Genomic DNA, 18421 nt, shown 5'->3' with positions numbered 1-18421 from the left:
TTTCGTCAATTAGTTACGAAGTGGTTTACCTTTTAACAGCATGTGTTGCATTCTCTGCTGTGATAGCGGATCAGCAACAAGACTAAGGAATGCCTCACGCTCTAAGTTCAATAAATATTGCTCATCGACTAATGTGCCGTACGGAACCTTTCCACCTGCAATAACATAAGCTAATTTTTTAGCAATTTTTAAATCATGTTCGCTAATAAAGCCTGACTCAAACATCCCTTGCGCACCGATGAGTAATGTACCATAGCCTGATGCACCGACCACTGGCACTTTTGTTGGTACAGGTGGTTGATAGCCCGCTTCGTAAAGTGCTAATGCCGCCTGCTTCGCATCATACAATTGATGATCTGGATTAACTGAAATACCATCCGCAAAGTTTAGGAAATTATTTTCACGTGCTTCCTCACCAGATGTTGAAACCTTCGCCATCGCAATTGTTTCAAATACTTTATTAGCAATATGTTGATAGTCTACCTCTACGCCATTTGGTAAGCCCTTTAGGAATTTCTGATAGAGCGCTTTATTTCCGCCTCCACCTGGGATTAATCCAACCCCTACTTCCACTAAGCCCATATATGTTTCCATTGTTGCTTGAATATGTGCAGCTGGTAAGCAAACCTCTGCTCCCCCGCCTAATGTCATGGCAAAAGGTGCTGCTACAACAGGCTTACGTGAATATTTAATTTTCTGCATAGCATCTTGGAATGCTTTAATGACGAAATCTAGCTCAAAAATATTATCATCCTGTGCTTCTACCAAAATCATTCCTAGATTTGCCCCAACACAGAAGTTTTTCCCCTGATTACCGATGACTAAGCCCTTATAGTTAGCCTCTACTTCATCTACCGCAAAGTTAATCATTTGAATAATATCCAAGCCGATTGCATTGGATTGCGAATGGAACTCCAGTAATGCAATTCCATCCCCTAAATCTATTAAACTAGCACCTGTGTTTGATTTAATCACACCATGCTTTTTCTTATAACGTTTTAAATTAATCTCTTTTTCATTGACTGGCACTTTCACATATTGTGAACCATTATAGTAAGCTAAATCTCCGTCTAATTCTGTATAGAATGTCTCCACGCCATTTGCTAACATCTCTTTGACAAAAGCAGGTACCTCTCGGCCCTCAGCCTCCATTTTCGCCACAGAATCTTTTACGCCTATAGCATCCCAAATCTCAAATGGCCCTTGTTGCCAGCCGAATCCCCATTTCATCGCGTTATCAATGGCTACGATATCATCTGCAATCTCCCCATGTAGCTGTGCAGAATAAAGGAGCGTTGGTGCAAAAATCCCCCATAATAGCTCACCTGTACGATCCTTTGCATAGGTTAACGCCTTCACTTTATTGGCCAATCCACGAGTTTGTTTTGCCATTTCAATAGAAGGTGTTTTTAATTTTTTGGCTGGACTATACGTTAAGGTTGCTGGATCAATCTCATGTATCTCTTTTCCTTGTTTTAAGAAGAAACCTTGACCCGATTTTGCTCCTAGCCAACCGTTCGTGACCATTTTTTGTAAAAATTCAGGTACTGCAAATACTTGCTGCTCCTCACCTGTTGTTTGATCGTAAACATTTTTCGCTACATGAATGAATGTATCTAAACCAACTACATCTAGCGTACGGAAAGTTGCAGACTTTGGACGGCCGATAAGCGGACCTGTTACAGAGTCTACCTCACCAACAGAGTAACCACCTTTTAACATTTCCTGTAGAGTGACAAGTAAACCATATGTTCCAATGCGGTTGGCAATAAAGTTTGGTGTATCTTTTGCAAGTACAACACCTTTACCAAGCACATCTTCCCCAAACGTTTTCATGAAGCTAACTACTTCAGGTGCAGTTGTATTGGCAGGAATCACTTCTAATAATTTTAAATAGCGAGGTGGGTTGAAAAAGTGTGTGCCAAGAAAATGCTTTTGGAAATCATCTGAGCGCCCCTCTGCCATCGCATTAATGCTAATACCTGATGTATTTGAACTAATGATTGTTCCTGGTGTACGAACAGCATCAATTTTTTCGTAAAGACTTTGTTTAATTGATAAATTTTCTACAACAACCTCAATAATCCAATCGACGTCTTTTAGTTTCCCTAGATCATCCTCAAAGTTGCCAACCGTTAGTAGTGATAAATTTTTCTTAGAAGTAAGTGGTGCTGGCTTTTGCTTTAATAACTTTTGCAAAGCTCCGTTTACAATACGATTTCTAACAGCTGGATGCTCTAAAGAAAGGCCTTTTGCTTCTTCCTCTTGCGTCAGTTCCTTCGGTGCTATATCCAATAGTAATGTTGGTATACCGATATTTGCTAAATGTGCTGCAATTCCAGAGCCCATCACCCCAGAACCTAGAACAGCTGCTTTTTTAATGTTGTAAGTCACAAGCAATTCCCCCTTATTCTCCCATTGAATGAATAGCCATTCATTTTTTGGCCAAAAAAATATCAAGTGTTCCTTAGTGAATTTTTTGTCCTTTTGTTGAATGAGATTCCCTCCACTCAACCAAGCACGACTAAGGTTTATCTTCGCTCCAAAATGACACTTCTCAATGAATGAAGATAAAACTACTTTTCTGTTTTTAGTGTAGATTATTTTGTCTAATTTAGCAATCTTTTTTCAAGAATTATTTTTGCAGTATACATCTTTTTTTGTTTTTAACGAGCTAAAAGAGGACAAGAAGTAGCGATTGAAACGACCAAACAGAAAACTTTCAGATTGCGAGAAAAATGTGTAGAATGGAAAGCAAGGAGAGTGAATACTTAATGAAAACTATTACTACTGCAGAACAATTTAACGAATTAATCGCTGGCGACCAAAAAGTTTTAGTGAAATTTTATGCTGGCTGGTGCCCTGATTGCACACGTATGAATATGTTCATCGATCCAATCATTGAAGAGTACAACCAATATGACTGGTATGAGCTAAACCGAGACGAGCTTCCAGAAATCGCTGATAAGTACGATGTTATGGGAATTCCAAGTCTATTGATTTTCCAAAATGGTGAAAAACTTGCACACTTACATAGTGCAAATGCAAAAACACCTCAGCAAGTAACAGAATTTTTATCTGCTCAACAATAATGGCGAGAGAGCTGCATTTCTTCTTGAAATGCAGCTCTTTTTGAAAGGAGTTTATTATGCGTCAACAATTGGCACTACGAGGGGCTTCACAATATGAGATTTCCATTGCACCAAGCTATCGCAATTCTGCCTGTGGACCTACTACGATTCATGTCATCTTAAAATTTTTAAATGAGTCAACTCCTTCTATTAATGAGCTATATAAACTGCTTGGTGGTACAAAAATTGGCTTATTCAAATGGAGACTGATTCACAATCTTCGTCAATTGCTTCCAACGTGGGATATTCGAACATGTTCATTAAAGGAAGCTCTACAGGAAATTGACGCAGGTCGACCAGTTGCTATGCGTTTTGATCGCTATTTTAGCCTTCAGTGGCGTGATAAAAAATCAACCTTTGCTTATCATTGGGTACCGCTTATAGGCTATGAGATAAAAAATGATGAGCTATTGCTAATATTCCATGATAATGGTGGTCCACAACGTGATAGCCAAATTCGTCAGGCTCTCTATAAAGACAACGAAAAGGTATTATCCTTCGTGAAAATGGTTCCTTACTAGAGCAAATATCGATTAGCCTTCTTTTTGCTCTCTATTCTTTTCCTTACAATAAAAAAAGCAGAGCATATGACTATACTCTGCGATGATTGATTAAATAAGCGAATACAAAGAACGGGCGTGCTTGGCAATTAGTGTGTAGCCACGCTCTTCTATTGCTTTAAAAATATGTGGTTCGTAAGTTGGTAACACAAGGCTTGTAAAATCAGCGTCAATTGGTACATTGGTTTGAATCGTTGCAAGCTCATGTGATAGCTGCAACATATCTAAATTATCTTGAATTTTTGTTCTTTGACCTGGCTTCAATTCACCGAGTGATGCCAGTATTTTGTCTATTGAGCCATATGTTTGAATAAGCGTTAACGCTTGTTTTGGGCCAATCCCTTTCACACCTGGATAGCCATCACTTGAATCACCCATAAAGGCTTTCACCTGTGCAAACTGTGAAGGTTCAATACAATATTCTTCTTTAAAGCGAGCATGTGTATAAATATCGTATTCTGTATAGCCCTTTTTCATAAACGCAATTTCTGTAGATGGCCTTAAAAGCTGAAGTAAATCCTTATCACCACTAATGACCGTAATGTCTGCCTCGTCCTGCCATTTCGTTATCATGGAGCCAATTAAATCATCTGCCTCCATGCCCTTTACTCCGAAATTTTGCCAGCCCATTTGCTGCGATAAATTTTTCGCCATATCAAATTGTGGTAGCATTTCCTCTGGAGGTGCTGGGCGATTCGCTTTATAGCCATCAAATAAATCATTGCGGAATGTATGTGCGCCCATATCCCAGCAAACAGCCATATGTGTTGGCTTCATAATAGTTTGTGCTGTTAGAACATGTCGCACAAATCCTTGGGCCCCATTCGTAGGTGTTCCATCCGCCAAGCGAATAAAATGCCCCATGGCAGCCGAAGCGAAAAAAGAACGGAATAACAGTGCCATACCGTCGACAATCAATAATCTGGGTTTTGTTGTCATCATAAATTTCCTCTCTATTACAATACAAAGTTTGTATTTATTTATTGTTTTCTATTTAAACATTATAGCAAACTTTTAAAAATCAGCATTGTTAATACTCGGAAATACACTTGCTTTACAACATAACCTTTCCTTTTTTCGAGATACGATTGCGATGATCTAGTTGAATGCCTGTCAACCATTGCAAAAATGCAGTTACACCGATTTTAACAGTTTCTGGACGTAGTATACCTTCTTTAGGATCAGCATAAACAAAATCAATATGGCGAACACCCTCATTTTCGCCAATAATCTTGAGGATATCGAATAACTCATAAGCCGTTAAACCACCAGGTGAAGCTGCAGGAACATCACAGGCAAATACAATATCAAGTGCATCTAAATCCACAGACACATAAATGCGATCTACTTCATACATAAGCTGACGCAGCATTTCACGTATTGTGAGTTGAATACCATCACGCCGCATTTGCTTTAACGTAATCATATGAATGCCTTGTTCTTTAGCATAATGAATCATTTCGGGTGAATTGAAAAAGCCATGCAAACCGACATTATAGACATGTCTCCCCTCCACAACCCCTGCTGCAATTAACTGATGAATTGGAGAATCTTGTGCTAAACCAATTTCCTCTTGGTTTCTTGCATCTAAATGCGTGTCAATCTGAATGATGCCAATGCGATCCTGTGGGAAGGCATTTTTTATACCTTTTATGGAGTGCGCTGTAATAGTATGATCTCCCCCAATCAAACAAGTAAAACTTCTTTGAAAGGCTATACTTAAATTTTCTGCAGCAGCCTCGATGGCAGATTCCGAAAGCATTCGATCATTTTCTAGAATCGCCACATCTCCAATATCCACAACTGAAAGGGCACGTAAATTCACCTGCTCATCTAAATTATATGATTGAAAACCTGGCCAAGCCTTACGAAAGGCTGTTGGGTATTGCGCTTTTGACGACGCACCATTGGTATATGATAAAAGCGCTCCATATACGACAATATCCACCTCATTCGGATTCGGATTTGTTTGCTGCTTTATCCACTGATGCATAGCTGATCCATTCTCCTGCTTCCATTGGCATTCTGATTGTATAAACATATTCATCTACCACCTTCTTCTCTTTTCCATTCAAGTTCAATTGACCTAAATCACTTGGTGCTCCCCTGTAAATGTCCTAACATATTTTCTTTATAGTAATAGTACCATTCGTACAATGATTTTCGTCAAAGTTTTTCTTTTTTTCTCTTATATTGAAAATATTCTTTTGATCAAACAAAAAAAGCAAACTTGAAATCAGTTTGCTCAGAAATTACATGTTTCTTTTGTTAGGAGATTGTGGCTGTTCTCAACTTTTTGAGTGTTGTTCACCTACCTTGAGCGCTTTGACACTCTTAATAAATGACTTTCTCTCGTTTGCAAGCACTTTAATTACTCTTCAGAGAGCAAACCTCTTTTTTACCAACTCTTCGTACAGAGAGCTCTTCCATTACTACTTCTGCTGTTTCGAAAGGCTTTCACAAAGTTCTGCTACCTCATACATGGAATAGCTTTGAAAATTATATTGACTACGCAGTTCTTGATGATAACTTAATAGTTCTTCTAGCATCGCCAAATTCTTATCAATATGCTTGCCAAAATTATGAGGATGCCACCATAAATGATAAAAGGCTTGTGCCTGTGCAGCCTTGAGCATGCCTTCCTTTATTCGCTTTACTTTTAAATTTTCGAATATACGTAATGGACTACAGTATGGCCTTAAAAAAGCACTTGATCGAATATTAATCAGTTGCTCCTCTTGCATTTCTTCCAAGGTGGCGAAATGATGACCAGTTATATTCCAATAGCTATCTAACCACTTCTTAGCACCTAAAAGTCTTCCCTTTTTCGTAAACTTTTGTGCGTCATATAGCTCATGATTTTCGGTGCCTCTATAGCAAACATACCCCGCTTCTAAACATGCTGTAAAATAGTCTTTGTTTACTTGATTACGAGGAAAGACAATCGATTTCATAGGCGCAGTATAACCGTCACTAATTGTTTTGGTTGCATGTAAATCTGCACAAAAGGCTGCTTTCGTTTGGCCCTTCTCCAAGCAATAAAAATGAGAAAAGGTATGACTTCCTATTTCCTGATGTGGTGTACGTTTAATTTTCTCAATTAATGATTTACCAAAATGCAGGAGATCTTCTTGTTCATTTTCGCCAACTTTTGCAAGCTGTGTATGTGCTGCAAAGCGCATATTTTCATATTTCACAGGGATACCTCGCAAATAATGAGCCATTTCTGCCTTTGATTCAGCAAACAATAATCCAACTGTAGCCCAAGTTGCATGGATGTCATATTGCTCAAATATTGCTAGTATCCTGGGCAAGGCTTTACGGACACCATATAGGTTTTTATTGTATTGGCCATAACGAAATACGTCATGGACACCCCAATTCAGCTCAAAATCTAATGAAATAACGAGACCCCCACCATTCATGTTGCTACTTCCTCCATTTTTGCACACCTAGTAAAAGTGCACGTATTTTTGATTGGATAATGTAGCCTGAGTAAACATGAACAACCTGGCCACCAAAGCTTAATTTAAAGGCTCGTACATTTCGATTGTCCGTTAATTCTCCCATATCATATAAGACAAAACCTTGCTCCTTTAGGTGTAGCAGGTTATGCCAAATTAAAAACCGATTTGCATAACGGAAAGGACGTTTTAATTGTGCAGGCAATGCGGTTGCATGACATGTTGCCTCAAAATAAGACATCGCTTTTTTCTCATGCACAATATCTAATCGATAACATAATGTCTGTCCACAAAAACTCTGGATCTCCGATAATAATAAGGCACCCTGTTCATTGAGGAGCAGAATGGTTTCCATTTGCGACTTGCCGATTGCTTCAATTTTTTTTCTTTTGGCAAATTGATTGTAAAATTGCTGAAAGGCTTTCAAATTTTCTATGGATGGCTCTTTATACAAAATGACTTGATAGGATTCTTTTTGGGCACGTCGTAAGATTTTACGATTACCTTCAGACAGTGCTAAATACAATGAAAGCTCATGCTCTTGCAAATAAATGTGAATCGTTTCGCTTTTTACAAGCTTCCGACTTGGTACTAATGAATGCGTATAGCCTACAACTTTCATAGACTTTCGAAAATTGGCTGGCTTTTCGAGAAAATAAAAATGCTGCATTGCGATATTCCATCGCTTACTTTTAATGGACAGAATGTACATCGCCCCCACTCTCTGTATATTTTTCTACACGGTGTCGCTCAAAACGAGCAAGTTTATAATGTTTCATTCGAGAAATAGGTTTATAGCCTAGTTGTACTAAGCGCTTGCGCTTGCGCCATTGCCAAAAACTTACCGATACCCACAATGTTTGTGCTGGTTTTATTTTCCGTAAAAAAGCTGTAATAATGTCGATTTGTTTGAAAACATCATAGGCTAAAAAATAGGTTTGCTTCGGTAAGCCTTCTACAATTTGCATTGAATCCACTCGCCAGTTTGTGGCATGTAATGCAAACGCCAGCTTATTCGTTTCCGCAAAGGAGTCTTTATAAATCTTATATCCCTTATAAAGGAGGGCCATGACTTCTTCCTGATCAAGTTGCATCGCTTCCTGAATCGACATTTCTTCAAATAAGTTTCCGACAGGTTGCTGTGGTGATACGTCATCTGATGGGGATAATTCAAACAGCTCCACTTGTTTCAAACGAATAAATTTTTCTACGAATTGTTGTCCATATTCTAGCCAATCTTTTACCTTTCCATACTTTACTAAATATCGTAAATGGCCCAGTGTGTTACGCTTCCAATCTACGACTCGTTGGTTCCCTTTCATAAATTCTTTGAGCCTTTGCTTTAACGATAAAAAACCTGCCAGTAGATTTGTACGTTTCGTACCGCTGCTAGCAAGCATCTGTCTTGTAAAATCAATGTCTGAGCGCCAATCAAATTTATAAGACTCATAGCCTATGCTCATATCATATAAGCGATAGTTAGCAGTAAACGTTCGCTGGATGGCTTCCTGAGTGACTATCCGACCAGCACCAAATAAATTAAAAGTTGGCTCATGTGCAAGGGCATAGGTTACATAGCGGCCACGACAGCATAATCCATAGGTAAAAGCAATCCACTGGTTTTCAAAGAAAAGAGCATCGACCTCTACCTGTAACGCCTCACCTTTAAGCATCGTTAAACGCTCAAAAAAATCTCTTTTCTTGCCTTTTGTAAAGCCACTTGTATCTAGTTTTTTTGCCCATCGTCGATCAAATAACCGAAACATTTGCCAAAGCTCGTCCTGTGAAGCCTCACGTCTTTCTAAGGAGCCTAAATTTCTTAGTTTTCGTTCTCGTCGATCAACGCCATGCATTTTTCGACGTTGATTGAAATGGCGCTGAAAATCAATTTCTGAAAAAGCAAGATAGGGTGTCACAACTCGGAACAGGCTTGTACGTAATTGTCTTTCTACAAAGTATTGCTCTAAGATCTTAGTAGACACCTTGCTTTCTAATAACCCATGCAAGGAAAAAAGAATATGCCTATGCTTTTTAATGAGCTCATCAAAAACAAAGGTTGTAACTTGCTGTAACCATTCCTTTTTAGCCACAACCCCTGTATAATTGGCGATGTTTTCTCCCGCAAAAGCATACACCCTTACCCCCCAACGAATAGACACTGTAAAAGGAAAAAAGGCCCTAATTGTCCCCTCATGTTCAATGGCGTAAAGCTCTACACGCTCTTTCCGTCCTACAATTTGCCACCAATTATAAAACCAAGCAAATTCTATAAATGGATTATCATTGTTCTCTTCTTCTAAAATGGCATCCCAAATTTCCTTGTACCACATAAGTTCATCATCAGTTCTAATGCGAATTAATTGCAATTTAATCCCCTTTCTTTACTAGTTCTGAAACAGCCTGTTGATAAACCATTAATGTTTTTTGATACATGGGGATGAAGGTGAAGTACTGTAAATAACGCTGCTCACTTGCCGTCCCCATTTCCCCTCTTAAAGGAGCATCCATTAATAATTGATGCAGCCGCTTCTTCAATAATTCATTATTCTCTCGCTCCACTAAAAACCCATTGTCATGATCAATAATAAGCTCTTTCACACCACCTACATTTGTTGCAATAATAGGAAGTCCTACACGCATCGCTTCAATAATCGAAATCGGCAAGCCTTCCCAATCTGATAACAGAACAAATAGGTGGCCTTTCTCAAGATAAGAATGAACGTCTAATTGATTACCTAAAAATGTTACACGATTTGATAATCGATTTTGTTCAACGAAATGTTCTAAAGCTGGACGCAGAGAACCATCTCCAATCAATTGAAGGTGCCAAGGGATATCTGTCAGTTCCGCTAAAGTCTTTAACAGGACATCTTGTCTTTTAGGCACTTCAAAACGAGCAACCATGACAATGACTGGCTGCTCCATGCATATCTTTTCAGTTGTCTTATTTCTCTCGATAGGGTCAATGCCGTTGTGAATAGTCAGCAATTTATGAGCAGGAGCGACCTTTTTCATTAGTGCTAGTTCCCGATCATATTCAGACACTGTAATAATTTTTGTCGTAAATGGCTGAATTGATCTTTCCATCCGTTGATAGAATAGCTTTTTCTTGTAAGGAACACCTTCTGTAAAGCTCCAGCTATGTGCCGTAAAAATAGTTGGAATTTGTAACAACCTACCAACTATGCGACCAATCACACCAGCCTTAGAGGAGTGGGTGGCTATAACATCTGGTTGTAGATGTTTGAAAACGGCTCTTAATTGCCAAAATGCTTGAAGATCTTTCGCTAGATGAATAGCCCGTTGAAGAGCAGATATACTGATAACAGGGATTTTATGCTCTTGTAAGTGCCACAGTGATGGTTGGTAGGAGCCCGTCACTACTGTGACATCATGCCCATCCTGTTTTAAGTGGATAGCAAGTGCCTCCACATGTTTTTGCGCACCTCCAACTTTATCCATTCGTGTAATAAGCTGAACGATCTTCAGTATGGCCACTCCTTATTTTTTAATAAGCACCTGTGCGTGCAACGACAACATAAATTGTCTTCAACAAAATTTGGACATCCAACCAAAAGGAATAATGATCAACGTATTCAATGTCATATGATATTTTTTGTCCATGTGAAATATTCGACCTACCATTAATTTGAGCGAGGCCTGTTAATCCTGGCTTTACCTCCAAACGCCGAGCCTGTAAGGAATTATATGCATTCGTGATCGTTGGTACTTCAGGACGTGGACCTACAATGCTCATATCACCTTTTAACACATTTAAAAGTTGTGGAATTTCATCAATACTGAGTTTTCGAAGAATAGCGCCCACTTTTGTGATGCGTGTATCTTGCTCTGTTTTAAAATAATAATCATCAGGGATACCATCAGCACAAATAGTCGGCATATTGACTGGAACTGCCTGAATACACATTGTTCGTAGCTTCCAAATCACAAAGCGGTGATGATCGAGGCCAGTTCGGATTTGTTTAAAAAAAATGGGGCGACCTGTCGTTATGAGTAAAATGAGGAATATAGCTAGCATTAGAGGAATTGTTATAAAAAGCAAAAATAATGCCCCAATAATATCGAATATTCTTTTGCCGTACTGACCATAGAATGTGAGATTCTGAGCTGTCTGAACGTGCAATACATCATCCTTTGCATTTTTTTAGCACTTAACTCTATATATTCATTTTGAACATTTCTAGAACTATTTTAGAAAAAGTGCTTATATTATGAAAAAAAGAGTTATATCAGCGTTACTTGCTGAATAACTCTTGCTGTCTTATTATATGCTTGCTTCAAAAATTTGAACATCACATTCAATTACAACATTACCTTTTAATGCTTTACTGATCATACATGTTTGTTCAGCCTTGTGTGCTAAGCGTAGAAGTCTTTTTTCAAGATGTTCTGTTAGCTCTTGCACAATAATAGTCGGTTTATGGACAATTTTTTCATACGTAAAAATGCCATTTTCTACACTAACAAATCCATGGGCCTGCATGGATAATTCCAGTACATCTATTTCTGACCTTTCGAATAAAGCAGCTAGTGTAATTAAATAACAGGTTGCAGCTGCCCCTAAAAGCATTTCATCTGGATTTGTACCAATGCCAGGTCCATTCATTTCCCGAGGAATAGAAATTTGTGTTTGCAAATTACTAGCTTGGATACTTCCTGTACCGTTTCTTCCTTCTGACCAAGTTAAGTCCATTGTAAATTTATGCTGAACCATTCTAGATCCTCCTTTATTTGTAAAGCGAAGAAAAATGCCCGCTTACAAACGTAAGACGAGCATTCCATTTATTCAACTGTTACTGTATTTTTTTCTGTGTCAATATGACGACCTTTCTTAGTCACGGTTTGGTACTCTGCAAGACGAGCGGTCGTACGCCAATAGTGATAGACAAGTCGATCAATCCACAGCAAAGTCTCCACTTTCGATACAGCTGTCTCTAACTCTACCACATTTTCAACAGTGTGCTCAAAGTATGCGTTTCGTTTATCACGACGCACCGTAGCCATTTCAGAGGAAGTAACCTCAAGCAAGGTAGCAATCTCAGGTAGACGTTCATCCTCATCAATGATTAGTAGTACTTTTTCCAATACCTCTAACCACTTTTGGGTTAATGTCTCCTGTAATTGAAAGGCATTTGGATGTTGCTCACGTAATGCCTTTGACAAACGATATAAGTGGTCTAAAGCATGTAAAAGGGCAATATGCTTATACCGTTCTTTTTGAGAGGAAGATTGAATAGCATCCATAAATAAACGTGTTTTTTCGATTGCCTCATCTATTTGAGCCAATCTACTGTCTGTTTCAGCTGTGCGTTTTTTTCCTTGAATAAGGGAAACGAGTACTGTCGTCATTTCCTTAGTAATATCTTGCAATGTATTAAAGGATACCTCTACAGCAACTCCAGGTAGTTTGGCAACACTACTATCTAAATTACGAGTTAAATAATTTCCTTTTTCAGGGATCATTTTTTCAATGGCCTTTGCAAAAGGACGAACAAATGGCACAAAGAGTATCGCGCCAATCACACTAAATAATGTATGGAAAACAGCAATGCCGAGTGTTTCATCAAAGCTACCATTGATGGATTTCGTGACAAACTCTGTAAGAGCAAACAAAAACCTTGCACCCAATGTCACTAGTATAGCAGTGACTACATTGAACATTACATGTGTCACAGCTGTTCGTTTTGCAGCTGTTGATGCACCAATCGCAGCAAATAACGCTGTAGCTGTCGTCCCGATATTTTGACCAATGACTAAATAAGCAGCCTGTTCAAAATCAATAGCACCTGCATATAAAGCTGTTAAAGTGGCCGCTATTGCAGCACTAGAAGCTTGCATAATAACCGTCATGATAAGACCCAAAACAATTAAAACTAGTTTTCCACTAATAGAATTTGCACTAAATGAATCGAATGGAATTTTATCTTGTACCGCAGCCATTCCTCCCTGAAGAACATCAATACCTAAAAATAATAAGCCAAAACCAGTCACTAGCCCTCCAATTGCTTTGTAATCACGTGGTGCGAGCAATTGGACAAATACACCAAGCGCAATAAAAGGTAGTGACATTGTCTGCATATTGATCTTAAAGCCGATTAATGAAATAATCCAACCAGTACTCGTACTCCCGATATTGGCGCCAATAATAACGCCAATCGATTGGACAAATGTAAGAAGTCCAGCACTGACAAAACCTATCGTAATCAAGGTCGTGGCCGTGGAGGATTGTACAAGCATTGTCATAAATGTACCAGATAGTACCGAGCTAATGGTCCCACCTGTAAAACGATTGAGCCATTTTTTCAAGGCATCTCCTGCCAATTCCTTTAAACCGTTTGTTAGCATCGTCATTCCAAGTAAAAATAAACCTATGCCCCCAAGCACATTGATCAACCTATCAACACTCCCTACTAAAATTGTATCTCTCTTATGAAAGCTCCTTTTTAAAGGAGTTTTATTCCCCAAACATTCTTAATAGTACCATTATTAATTTTGAGAAAATAGGGATATTTCCCTGCATTGTACAAAATCATCCATTATTTTACGAAAAACAATGTGATAATTTTTATGGTAGAATAGAATAAATAATTCTTTAGGAGATTTTCAAAATGATTTTAACAAAGCAAGAAGCAATACAAGCACTTAAAAAGAACAAATTCATCGGTTTTACTATTACAACGGGTAATATTATTATGAAAAAGATTAATAAAACCGAGTATAATATTTTTGTTTTCGAAGAAGGAAGAGAAAAACCATTACGCTATGTAGGCTCTATCATGAACGTGATGGCGACAATGAGCGATAAAGCTTCTAAAAAAGATTTTGTAATTGTTGAACAACTACCAGCAGGAAACAGCGCTAAAGAAACTCAATCTTCTGAACAAGAAGCAACGACAGAGGAAAAAGTAGCACCACATGAAGAAAAGCCTTTAGTTGAAGGACAAGAAGAAAGCCGTGCGATTGCTGGCTATGAAGGCTTATATGAAATGACGGCAAGTGGTCGAATTATTACAGTAAGAGAAAACCGCCCATTGGCTCGCTGTAATGATGAATATGGCTTCCATATTGCGCGCTTAACAAAGGACGGCAAAGCATCTAGCCATAATGTCTTTGAACTTTGGAAACAGACATTCCCAGAGCTGGAGCACACTCTTTTCAGAGGTGCCTTAAAAGCCAAGTATGGTACAGGCTGTAAGCTAATTGATAAACCTGGTATTCATTTTTAATGAAACACCCTCAGCAAATATGCTGAGGGTGTTGTTATTTAGATATCGTATATTTTTTGCCACTTGAAAATCTTTATTATATTAATTTTAGCTACTTTATGGAAGCCTGCCTGCATGAGCTTTCTTCGTCTGGTTCTCTTATACCAAGGGACTATTGTACAGACTGCTCTCCCTTCCCGCTGCACATCTGCAACGATCTCCTCTAGTCGCAAGCTATCATATTCTTTTATAAACGACATATTGTCTGACAGCTCATAGGAATAGTTAACCGTTTCTTCGGCTACCGTTTGATCGTGTTGCTTATAGATGACATGATCGCTATCTGCAAAGAGTCGATAGCCCTTATAGAAATCTGTAACATTTTTCGCTCGATCCTTCGTTGTCATGATGTCTTTCATTGATAATTCTTGAAATCTCACATTTCCGTTACTCTGTTGTTGCTTTGCAATATAAACTTCTAAAATATGAATGGCTAGCATTCGTTGGAACATTTTTGTAAAAGCTCTTAGCCAATCTTTCGTGCTTGCATGCTTCAGAAAATAACGCAGTTCTCCTAATCGGTCTCGCTTCAATTTTACTAGCTGATGATTATTCGTTAATAGCCCTTTTAGGCGATCACGCATGACCATCCATAATCGAATACTACGCTCTTTAACTCCTTTTGTACTCATTACAAACTTCCTAGTAAAATCAATATGTGTATACCATTCAAACTTATATGGCTCATAGCCACTTCCTAAGTCATAATAACGATAGCCAGCTTGATGTGCTCTTAGCATATTCTCTTTTTCAATGAGGCGTCCTGGACCAAATAGATTAAAATCTGGCTCATGGCCCATTGCCTGACAAAAATTGCGCTCTCTACAGCATAGGTCAATTGTAAAAGCAATCCACTGCCCTTCAAATTGTAAGCTATCGACTTCTACGCGAAGCTCCTTACTGTTGGTTTTAGCTAGCTGCTCATAAAATAGACGAGTTTGCTTTTCAGTAAAGCCACTTTTATCAATTTTCTTTTGCCATCTTCTCTTGAATAACGTAAACATGTCTTGTAGATGATTGTGATTCACTTCCTGAAAGGCGACATGACCAAGAGACTTTAATTTGTTTTCACGCCGTTTAAGGCTTTTGAATTTCTTACGATGCATCTTTAGAAATGTTTCCATAGGAATGGTTTGGAAATCAATATAAGATGTGACAGTTCGAAAAATCGAATGAGGCATCTGATATTCAATCGCATATTTTTCTAATTCTTGAGAGGTATTTTTACTTTCTAATAATCCATGTAACACGATTAAATAACGCTTATATTTTCGTGAAAACTCCTTCAAAAGAAACGTAATGGAAGGTTCTAACCACTCCTTATCAGCAATCACTTCCATATAGGTCGCAAAACCTTGTCCTAAAAAGCTGAAATAATGGATTGTACCAAATCGTACAGAATGCACTAACGGAAAAAAGGCCACCGCTATACCTTGATGCTCCACTATGTAAATTTTGACATTGTCATGAATCCCGAGCGTTGTCCACCATGTTGAAATCCATTCATACTCAATAAAAGGGTTATTATTATACTCTTTTTCAAGAATCTCTGACCAAGTGCTCCGATAGGGCTCTAACTCTTCGATAGTCGTTATGAGTTTATAAGCTAGCAATGAACTAAATCGCTCCTTTTCATGTGATCATCGCCATACATTTAGTAGCCACTATATTCCTAGCAAGAAAGTATTAGAACATTACACCAACGTAAAAACCCCTCCTTATTAGAAAGGAAGGGCTTCGTTTCATTTACACGTTTACAAGTGATACCTCATCTTTTGTCACTGCATTGGCCATATGTGCTGTCGCCACAAAGCTTAGTGTCATACCAGGCCCAATGGTTGCGCCTGGGCCAGGATACGTTTCCCCCATGATAGACGCTGAACAATTGCCAGAAGCATACAACCCCTCAATGGGTTCGCCATTCTCCTTTATTACACGAGCATATTCGTCTACTACGAGGCCACCTTTTGTGCCGATGTCTCCAGGATATAGACGCAATGCATAGAATGGTGCTTTCTTGATTTCTGCTAAATTTGGATTTGGTAGTGTCGGGTCCCCGTAGTAATTATCGTAGGCACTATCTCCTCGATAAAAATCATCATCATGTCCGTTCCGCGCAAAGTCATTAAAACGATTCACCGTTGCTACTAGGTTCTCCGCTGGCACTTCCATTTGTTTGGCAAGCTCTTCAATCGTTTCCGCACTTTTTGCAACTCCATGCTCAAACCAACTTTTCGGGAATGCCTGTCCTGGGAACAATCCTGTAAAAATATAACGGCTTTTAGCTGAAGCATCAATTAATATCCAGGAAGGAACTGCCTGCTGTGTGACCTCTTGATGCTTATACATCGTATCCACGAATTCATGATATGGAGCCGCTTCATTGACAAAACGTTGCCCTGCACTATCCACTACAATCATATTGGGCACGCCACGATCTGCCACAAGGAAGAATGGATGTCCTTGTGGATCAATAACAGAAGGGGCTCCCCATACTTTATCCATTAAATCCAACGTTGCACCAATTTTTACGCCAGGTTCAAGGATGTCACCTGTTTGACCTTCTGGAGAAGAAGTCCATGCAGCATTCGTAGGACTTGGTAAATACTTTTCACGAAGTGTCTGATTATGTGAGAAGCCACCTGATGACAGAACAACACCTTTCTTTGCCTCAATTTTAAGCTCTTGTCCATCTCTTTCCACAATAATTCCTATTACTCTTCCTTTGCCCATAATGAAATCTTTAAAGGCCGTTGATAGCCAAAGCTCACCATTTGCTTCTGCAAGGGAGAGGCGTAAACGTGCAATTAAAGCTTCTCCTAAGGCTACTGGATCGCTCTTAGTTACCTTTGACTTGACTAAACGCGCCCCTAATTTCAGTGCAGTAGTTTTACCTTTTAGCGTCCGGGTAATCATATTCACTTTATGAAACTCGTAGCTATTCATCGTGAAGCCTTTTGTTGATAGAGTTGCACGACGCATAGAATTTGCTAAAGAGCCCATTTTTGTTAAATCGAAAATAAGTGGTTCAATGGAGCGTCCCTGTGACAACCCACCTGGTTTTTCTGGATAATAATCCGAGTAGCCTTTTGCATATTGGAAGCGCATATGCTTTGTTTTATTGTATAAAAAGCGTAACATTTCAGGCCCTCTCGTAATATAAGTTTCCTTTAGATCTTCTGGCACACGATCACCGATTGTTGAATCTAGATATTGGCGTGCAAGTTCATGTGTATCTGGGACACCTGCACCTTTAATGATATGATTATTAGGAATCCATAAAGCACCACCTGAAATAGCAGAAGCACCACCATAGCAATCTGTTTTTTCGATCACTAATGATTTCATTCCTTGTAACTTTGCTGTTAAACCTGCTGTCAATCCCGCTGCACCAGAGCCTACTACTACTACATCATAACTAGCATCCCATTTCATTCAACCATTCCTCCCTATATGAGCTAAATCGATGAATCTGTCCTTTCTATTAAAAAGTATAGAATTAAACCAATATTCAGTCAATTTAAACCATTCCCTATATTTCCACAAAAAAAGGAGCATACTCACTCGATTTAAGGTTTTAGAATCACCTTTATACAGTTATCTTCCCGTCCACAAATTATTTCATAGGCTACTTGCTTCTTCTAATGGCAATTGATATGTAATGGTACGATACATTAAAAGGCAAGAGGACACAGTCACCCTTTTTCACTTTTGTCACATGCTCTTACCTATTACATAATTCTTATGTGAAGAAATAGCGCCTTGGAAATATGCAAATCAGTTCCACGAATAGCAGTAGAAGTGATTTTCACAATAATATCGTCCTTCTTTTAACAGTTGGACCCTCTAATATCTTTATTTCCATGATAGATTACAGCCTTCACGACAACACTCCCTTTGCATAGTATCATCACAACAAGCATATATTTTCGACTCTATTCTTTCCTTCGCTAACCTGCAGTATGCACATCTTTATCATG

The 18421-nt window shown here is 38.7% G+C and carries 15 protein-coding genes and 1 pseudogene; 3 read left to right on the top strand and 13 right to left on the bottom strand.

Going from position 1 to position 18421, the window contains the following annotated elements; translation table 11 throughout:
• Positions 1-9 precede the first annotated feature (9 nt).
• On the bottom strand, positions 10-2394 hold the full coding sequence (locus tag VK91_RS16570) for a 3-hydroxyacyl-CoA dehydrogenase/enoyl-CoA hydratase family protein (RefSeq protein WP_048394363.1): 2385 nt from the start codon (positions 2392-2394) through the stop codon (positions 10-12).
• Between the two features lie 353 nt (positions 2395-2747).
• On the opposite strand from VK91_RS16570, the gene VK91_RS16565 reads away from it, so the two are divergent.
• Together VK91_RS16565 and VK91_RS16560 are read left to right on the top strand one after the other, a co-directional pair.
• The gene (locus VK91_RS16565; RefSeq protein ID WP_081010969.1) at positions 2748-3092 is read left to right on the top strand and encodes a thioredoxin family protein; all 345 of its coding nucleotides are present in this window, start codon (positions 2748-2750) and stop codon (positions 3090-3092) included.
• A gap of 56 nt (positions 3093-3148) precedes the next feature.
• The gene (locus VK91_RS16560; protein ID WP_048394361.1) at positions 3149-3652 is read left to right on the top strand and encodes a C39 family peptidase; all 504 of its coding nucleotides are present in this window, start codon (positions 3149-3151) and stop codon (positions 3650-3652) included.
• Between the two features lie 90 nt (positions 3653-3742).
• On the opposite strand, the gene VK91_RS16555 is transcribed toward VK91_RS16560, so the two are convergent.
• The 9 genes from VK91_RS16555 to VK91_RS16515 form a co-directional block, all read right to left on the bottom strand.
• Positions 3743-4630, bottom strand: a complete 888-nt coding sequence (locus VK91_RS16555) for a 5'-3' exonuclease (RefSeq protein WP_004228212.1) — start codon at positions 4628-4630, stop codon at positions 3743-3745.
• 115 nt (positions 4631-4745) lie between these two features.
• Entirely contained in the window at positions 4746-5732 is a 987-nt protein-coding gene (locus VK91_RS16550) for an agmatinase family protein (protein WP_231595698.1), read from the bottom strand.
• A 391-nt stretch (positions 5733-6123) separates the two neighbouring features.
• Complete coding sequence (locus tag VK91_RS16545; RefSeq protein ID WP_048394357.1) at positions 6124-7116, bottom strand: polysaccharide deacetylase family protein; 993 nt, start codon at positions 7114-7116, stop codon at positions 6124-6126.
• A 4-nt stretch (positions 7117-7120) separates the two neighbouring features.
• Positions 7121-7867, bottom strand: a complete 747-nt coding sequence (locus VK91_RS16540) for a hypothetical protein (RefSeq protein ID WP_231595696.1) — start codon at positions 7865-7867, stop codon at positions 7121-7123.
• Complete coding sequence (locus tag VK91_RS16535; protein ID WP_048394355.1) at positions 7848-9521, bottom strand: GNAT family N-acetyltransferase; 1674 nt, start codon at positions 9519-9521, stop codon at positions 7848-7850. Before VK91_RS16535 ends, VK91_RS16540 begins: the two co-directional genes overlap by 20 nt.
• A gap of 1 nt (position 9522) precedes the next feature.
• Positions 9523-10653 (bottom strand): glycosyltransferase family 4 protein, encoded by a 1131-nt coding sequence (locus VK91_RS16530; RefSeq protein ID WP_175400733.1) that lies wholly within the window; start codon positions 10651-10653, stop codon positions 9523-9525.
• A gap of 10 nt (positions 10654-10663) precedes the next feature.
• On the bottom strand, positions 10664-11299 hold the full coding sequence (locus VK91_RS16525) for a sugar transferase (RefSeq protein WP_048394351.1): 636 nt from the start codon (positions 11297-11299) through the stop codon (positions 10664-10666).
• Positions 11300-11440: 141 nt separating this feature from the next.
• On the bottom strand, positions 11441-11890 hold the full coding sequence (locus tag VK91_RS16520; RefSeq protein WP_048394350.1) for an SACOL1771 family peroxiredoxin: 450 nt from the start codon (positions 11888-11890) through the stop codon (positions 11441-11443).
• A 68-nt stretch (positions 11891-11958) separates the two neighbouring features.
• Positions 11959-13560 (bottom strand): Na/Pi cotransporter family protein, encoded by a 1602-nt coding sequence (locus VK91_RS16515; protein WP_231595706.1) that lies wholly within the window; start codon positions 13558-13560, stop codon positions 11959-11961.
• A gap of 224 nt (positions 13561-13784) precedes the next feature.
• On the opposite strand from VK91_RS16515, the gene VK91_RS16510 reads away from it, so the two are divergent.
• The gene (locus tag VK91_RS16510; RefSeq protein ID WP_048394346.1) at positions 13785-14402 is read left to right on the top strand and encodes a 3-ketosteroid-delta-1-dehydrogenase; all 618 of its coding nucleotides are present in this window, start codon (positions 13785-13787) and stop codon (positions 14400-14402) included.
• 38 nt (positions 14403-14440) lie between these two features.
• Here VK91_RS16510 and VK91_RS16505 read toward each other — a convergent pair whose 3' ends face one another.
• The 3 genes and pseudogenes from VK91_RS16505 to VK91_RS23350 form a co-directional block, all read right to left on the bottom strand.
• Positions 14441-16054 carry a GNAT family N-acetyltransferase gene (locus tag VK91_RS16505; protein WP_048394344.1) on the bottom strand — a complete coding sequence of 538 codons (1614 nt, stop codon included), beginning with the start codon at positions 16052-16054 and terminating at the stop codon, positions 14441-14443.
• 133 nt (positions 16055-16187) lie between these two features.
• Positions 16188-17876, bottom strand: a complete 1689-nt coding sequence (locus tag VK91_RS16500; protein ID WP_048394343.1) for an FAD-binding protein — start codon at positions 17874-17876, stop codon at positions 16188-16190.
• Between the two features lie 232 nt (positions 17877-18108).
• Positions 18109-18325, bottom strand: a pseudogene (locus VK91_RS23350) (alcohol dehydrogenase catalytic domain-containing protein); the annotation flags it as partial.
• Between the last annotated feature and the right edge of the window lie 96 nt (positions 18326-18421).

The sequence above is a fragment of the Lysinibacillus sp. LK3 genome (assembly GCF_001043675.1).
Classification (GTDB): domain Bacteria; phylum Bacillota; class Bacilli; order Bacillales_A; family Planococcaceae; genus Lysinibacillus; species Lysinibacillus capsici.
The sequence above is the reverse complement of the archived record's forward strand: the minus strand, read 5'-3'. Positions and strand labels throughout refer to the sequence as shown.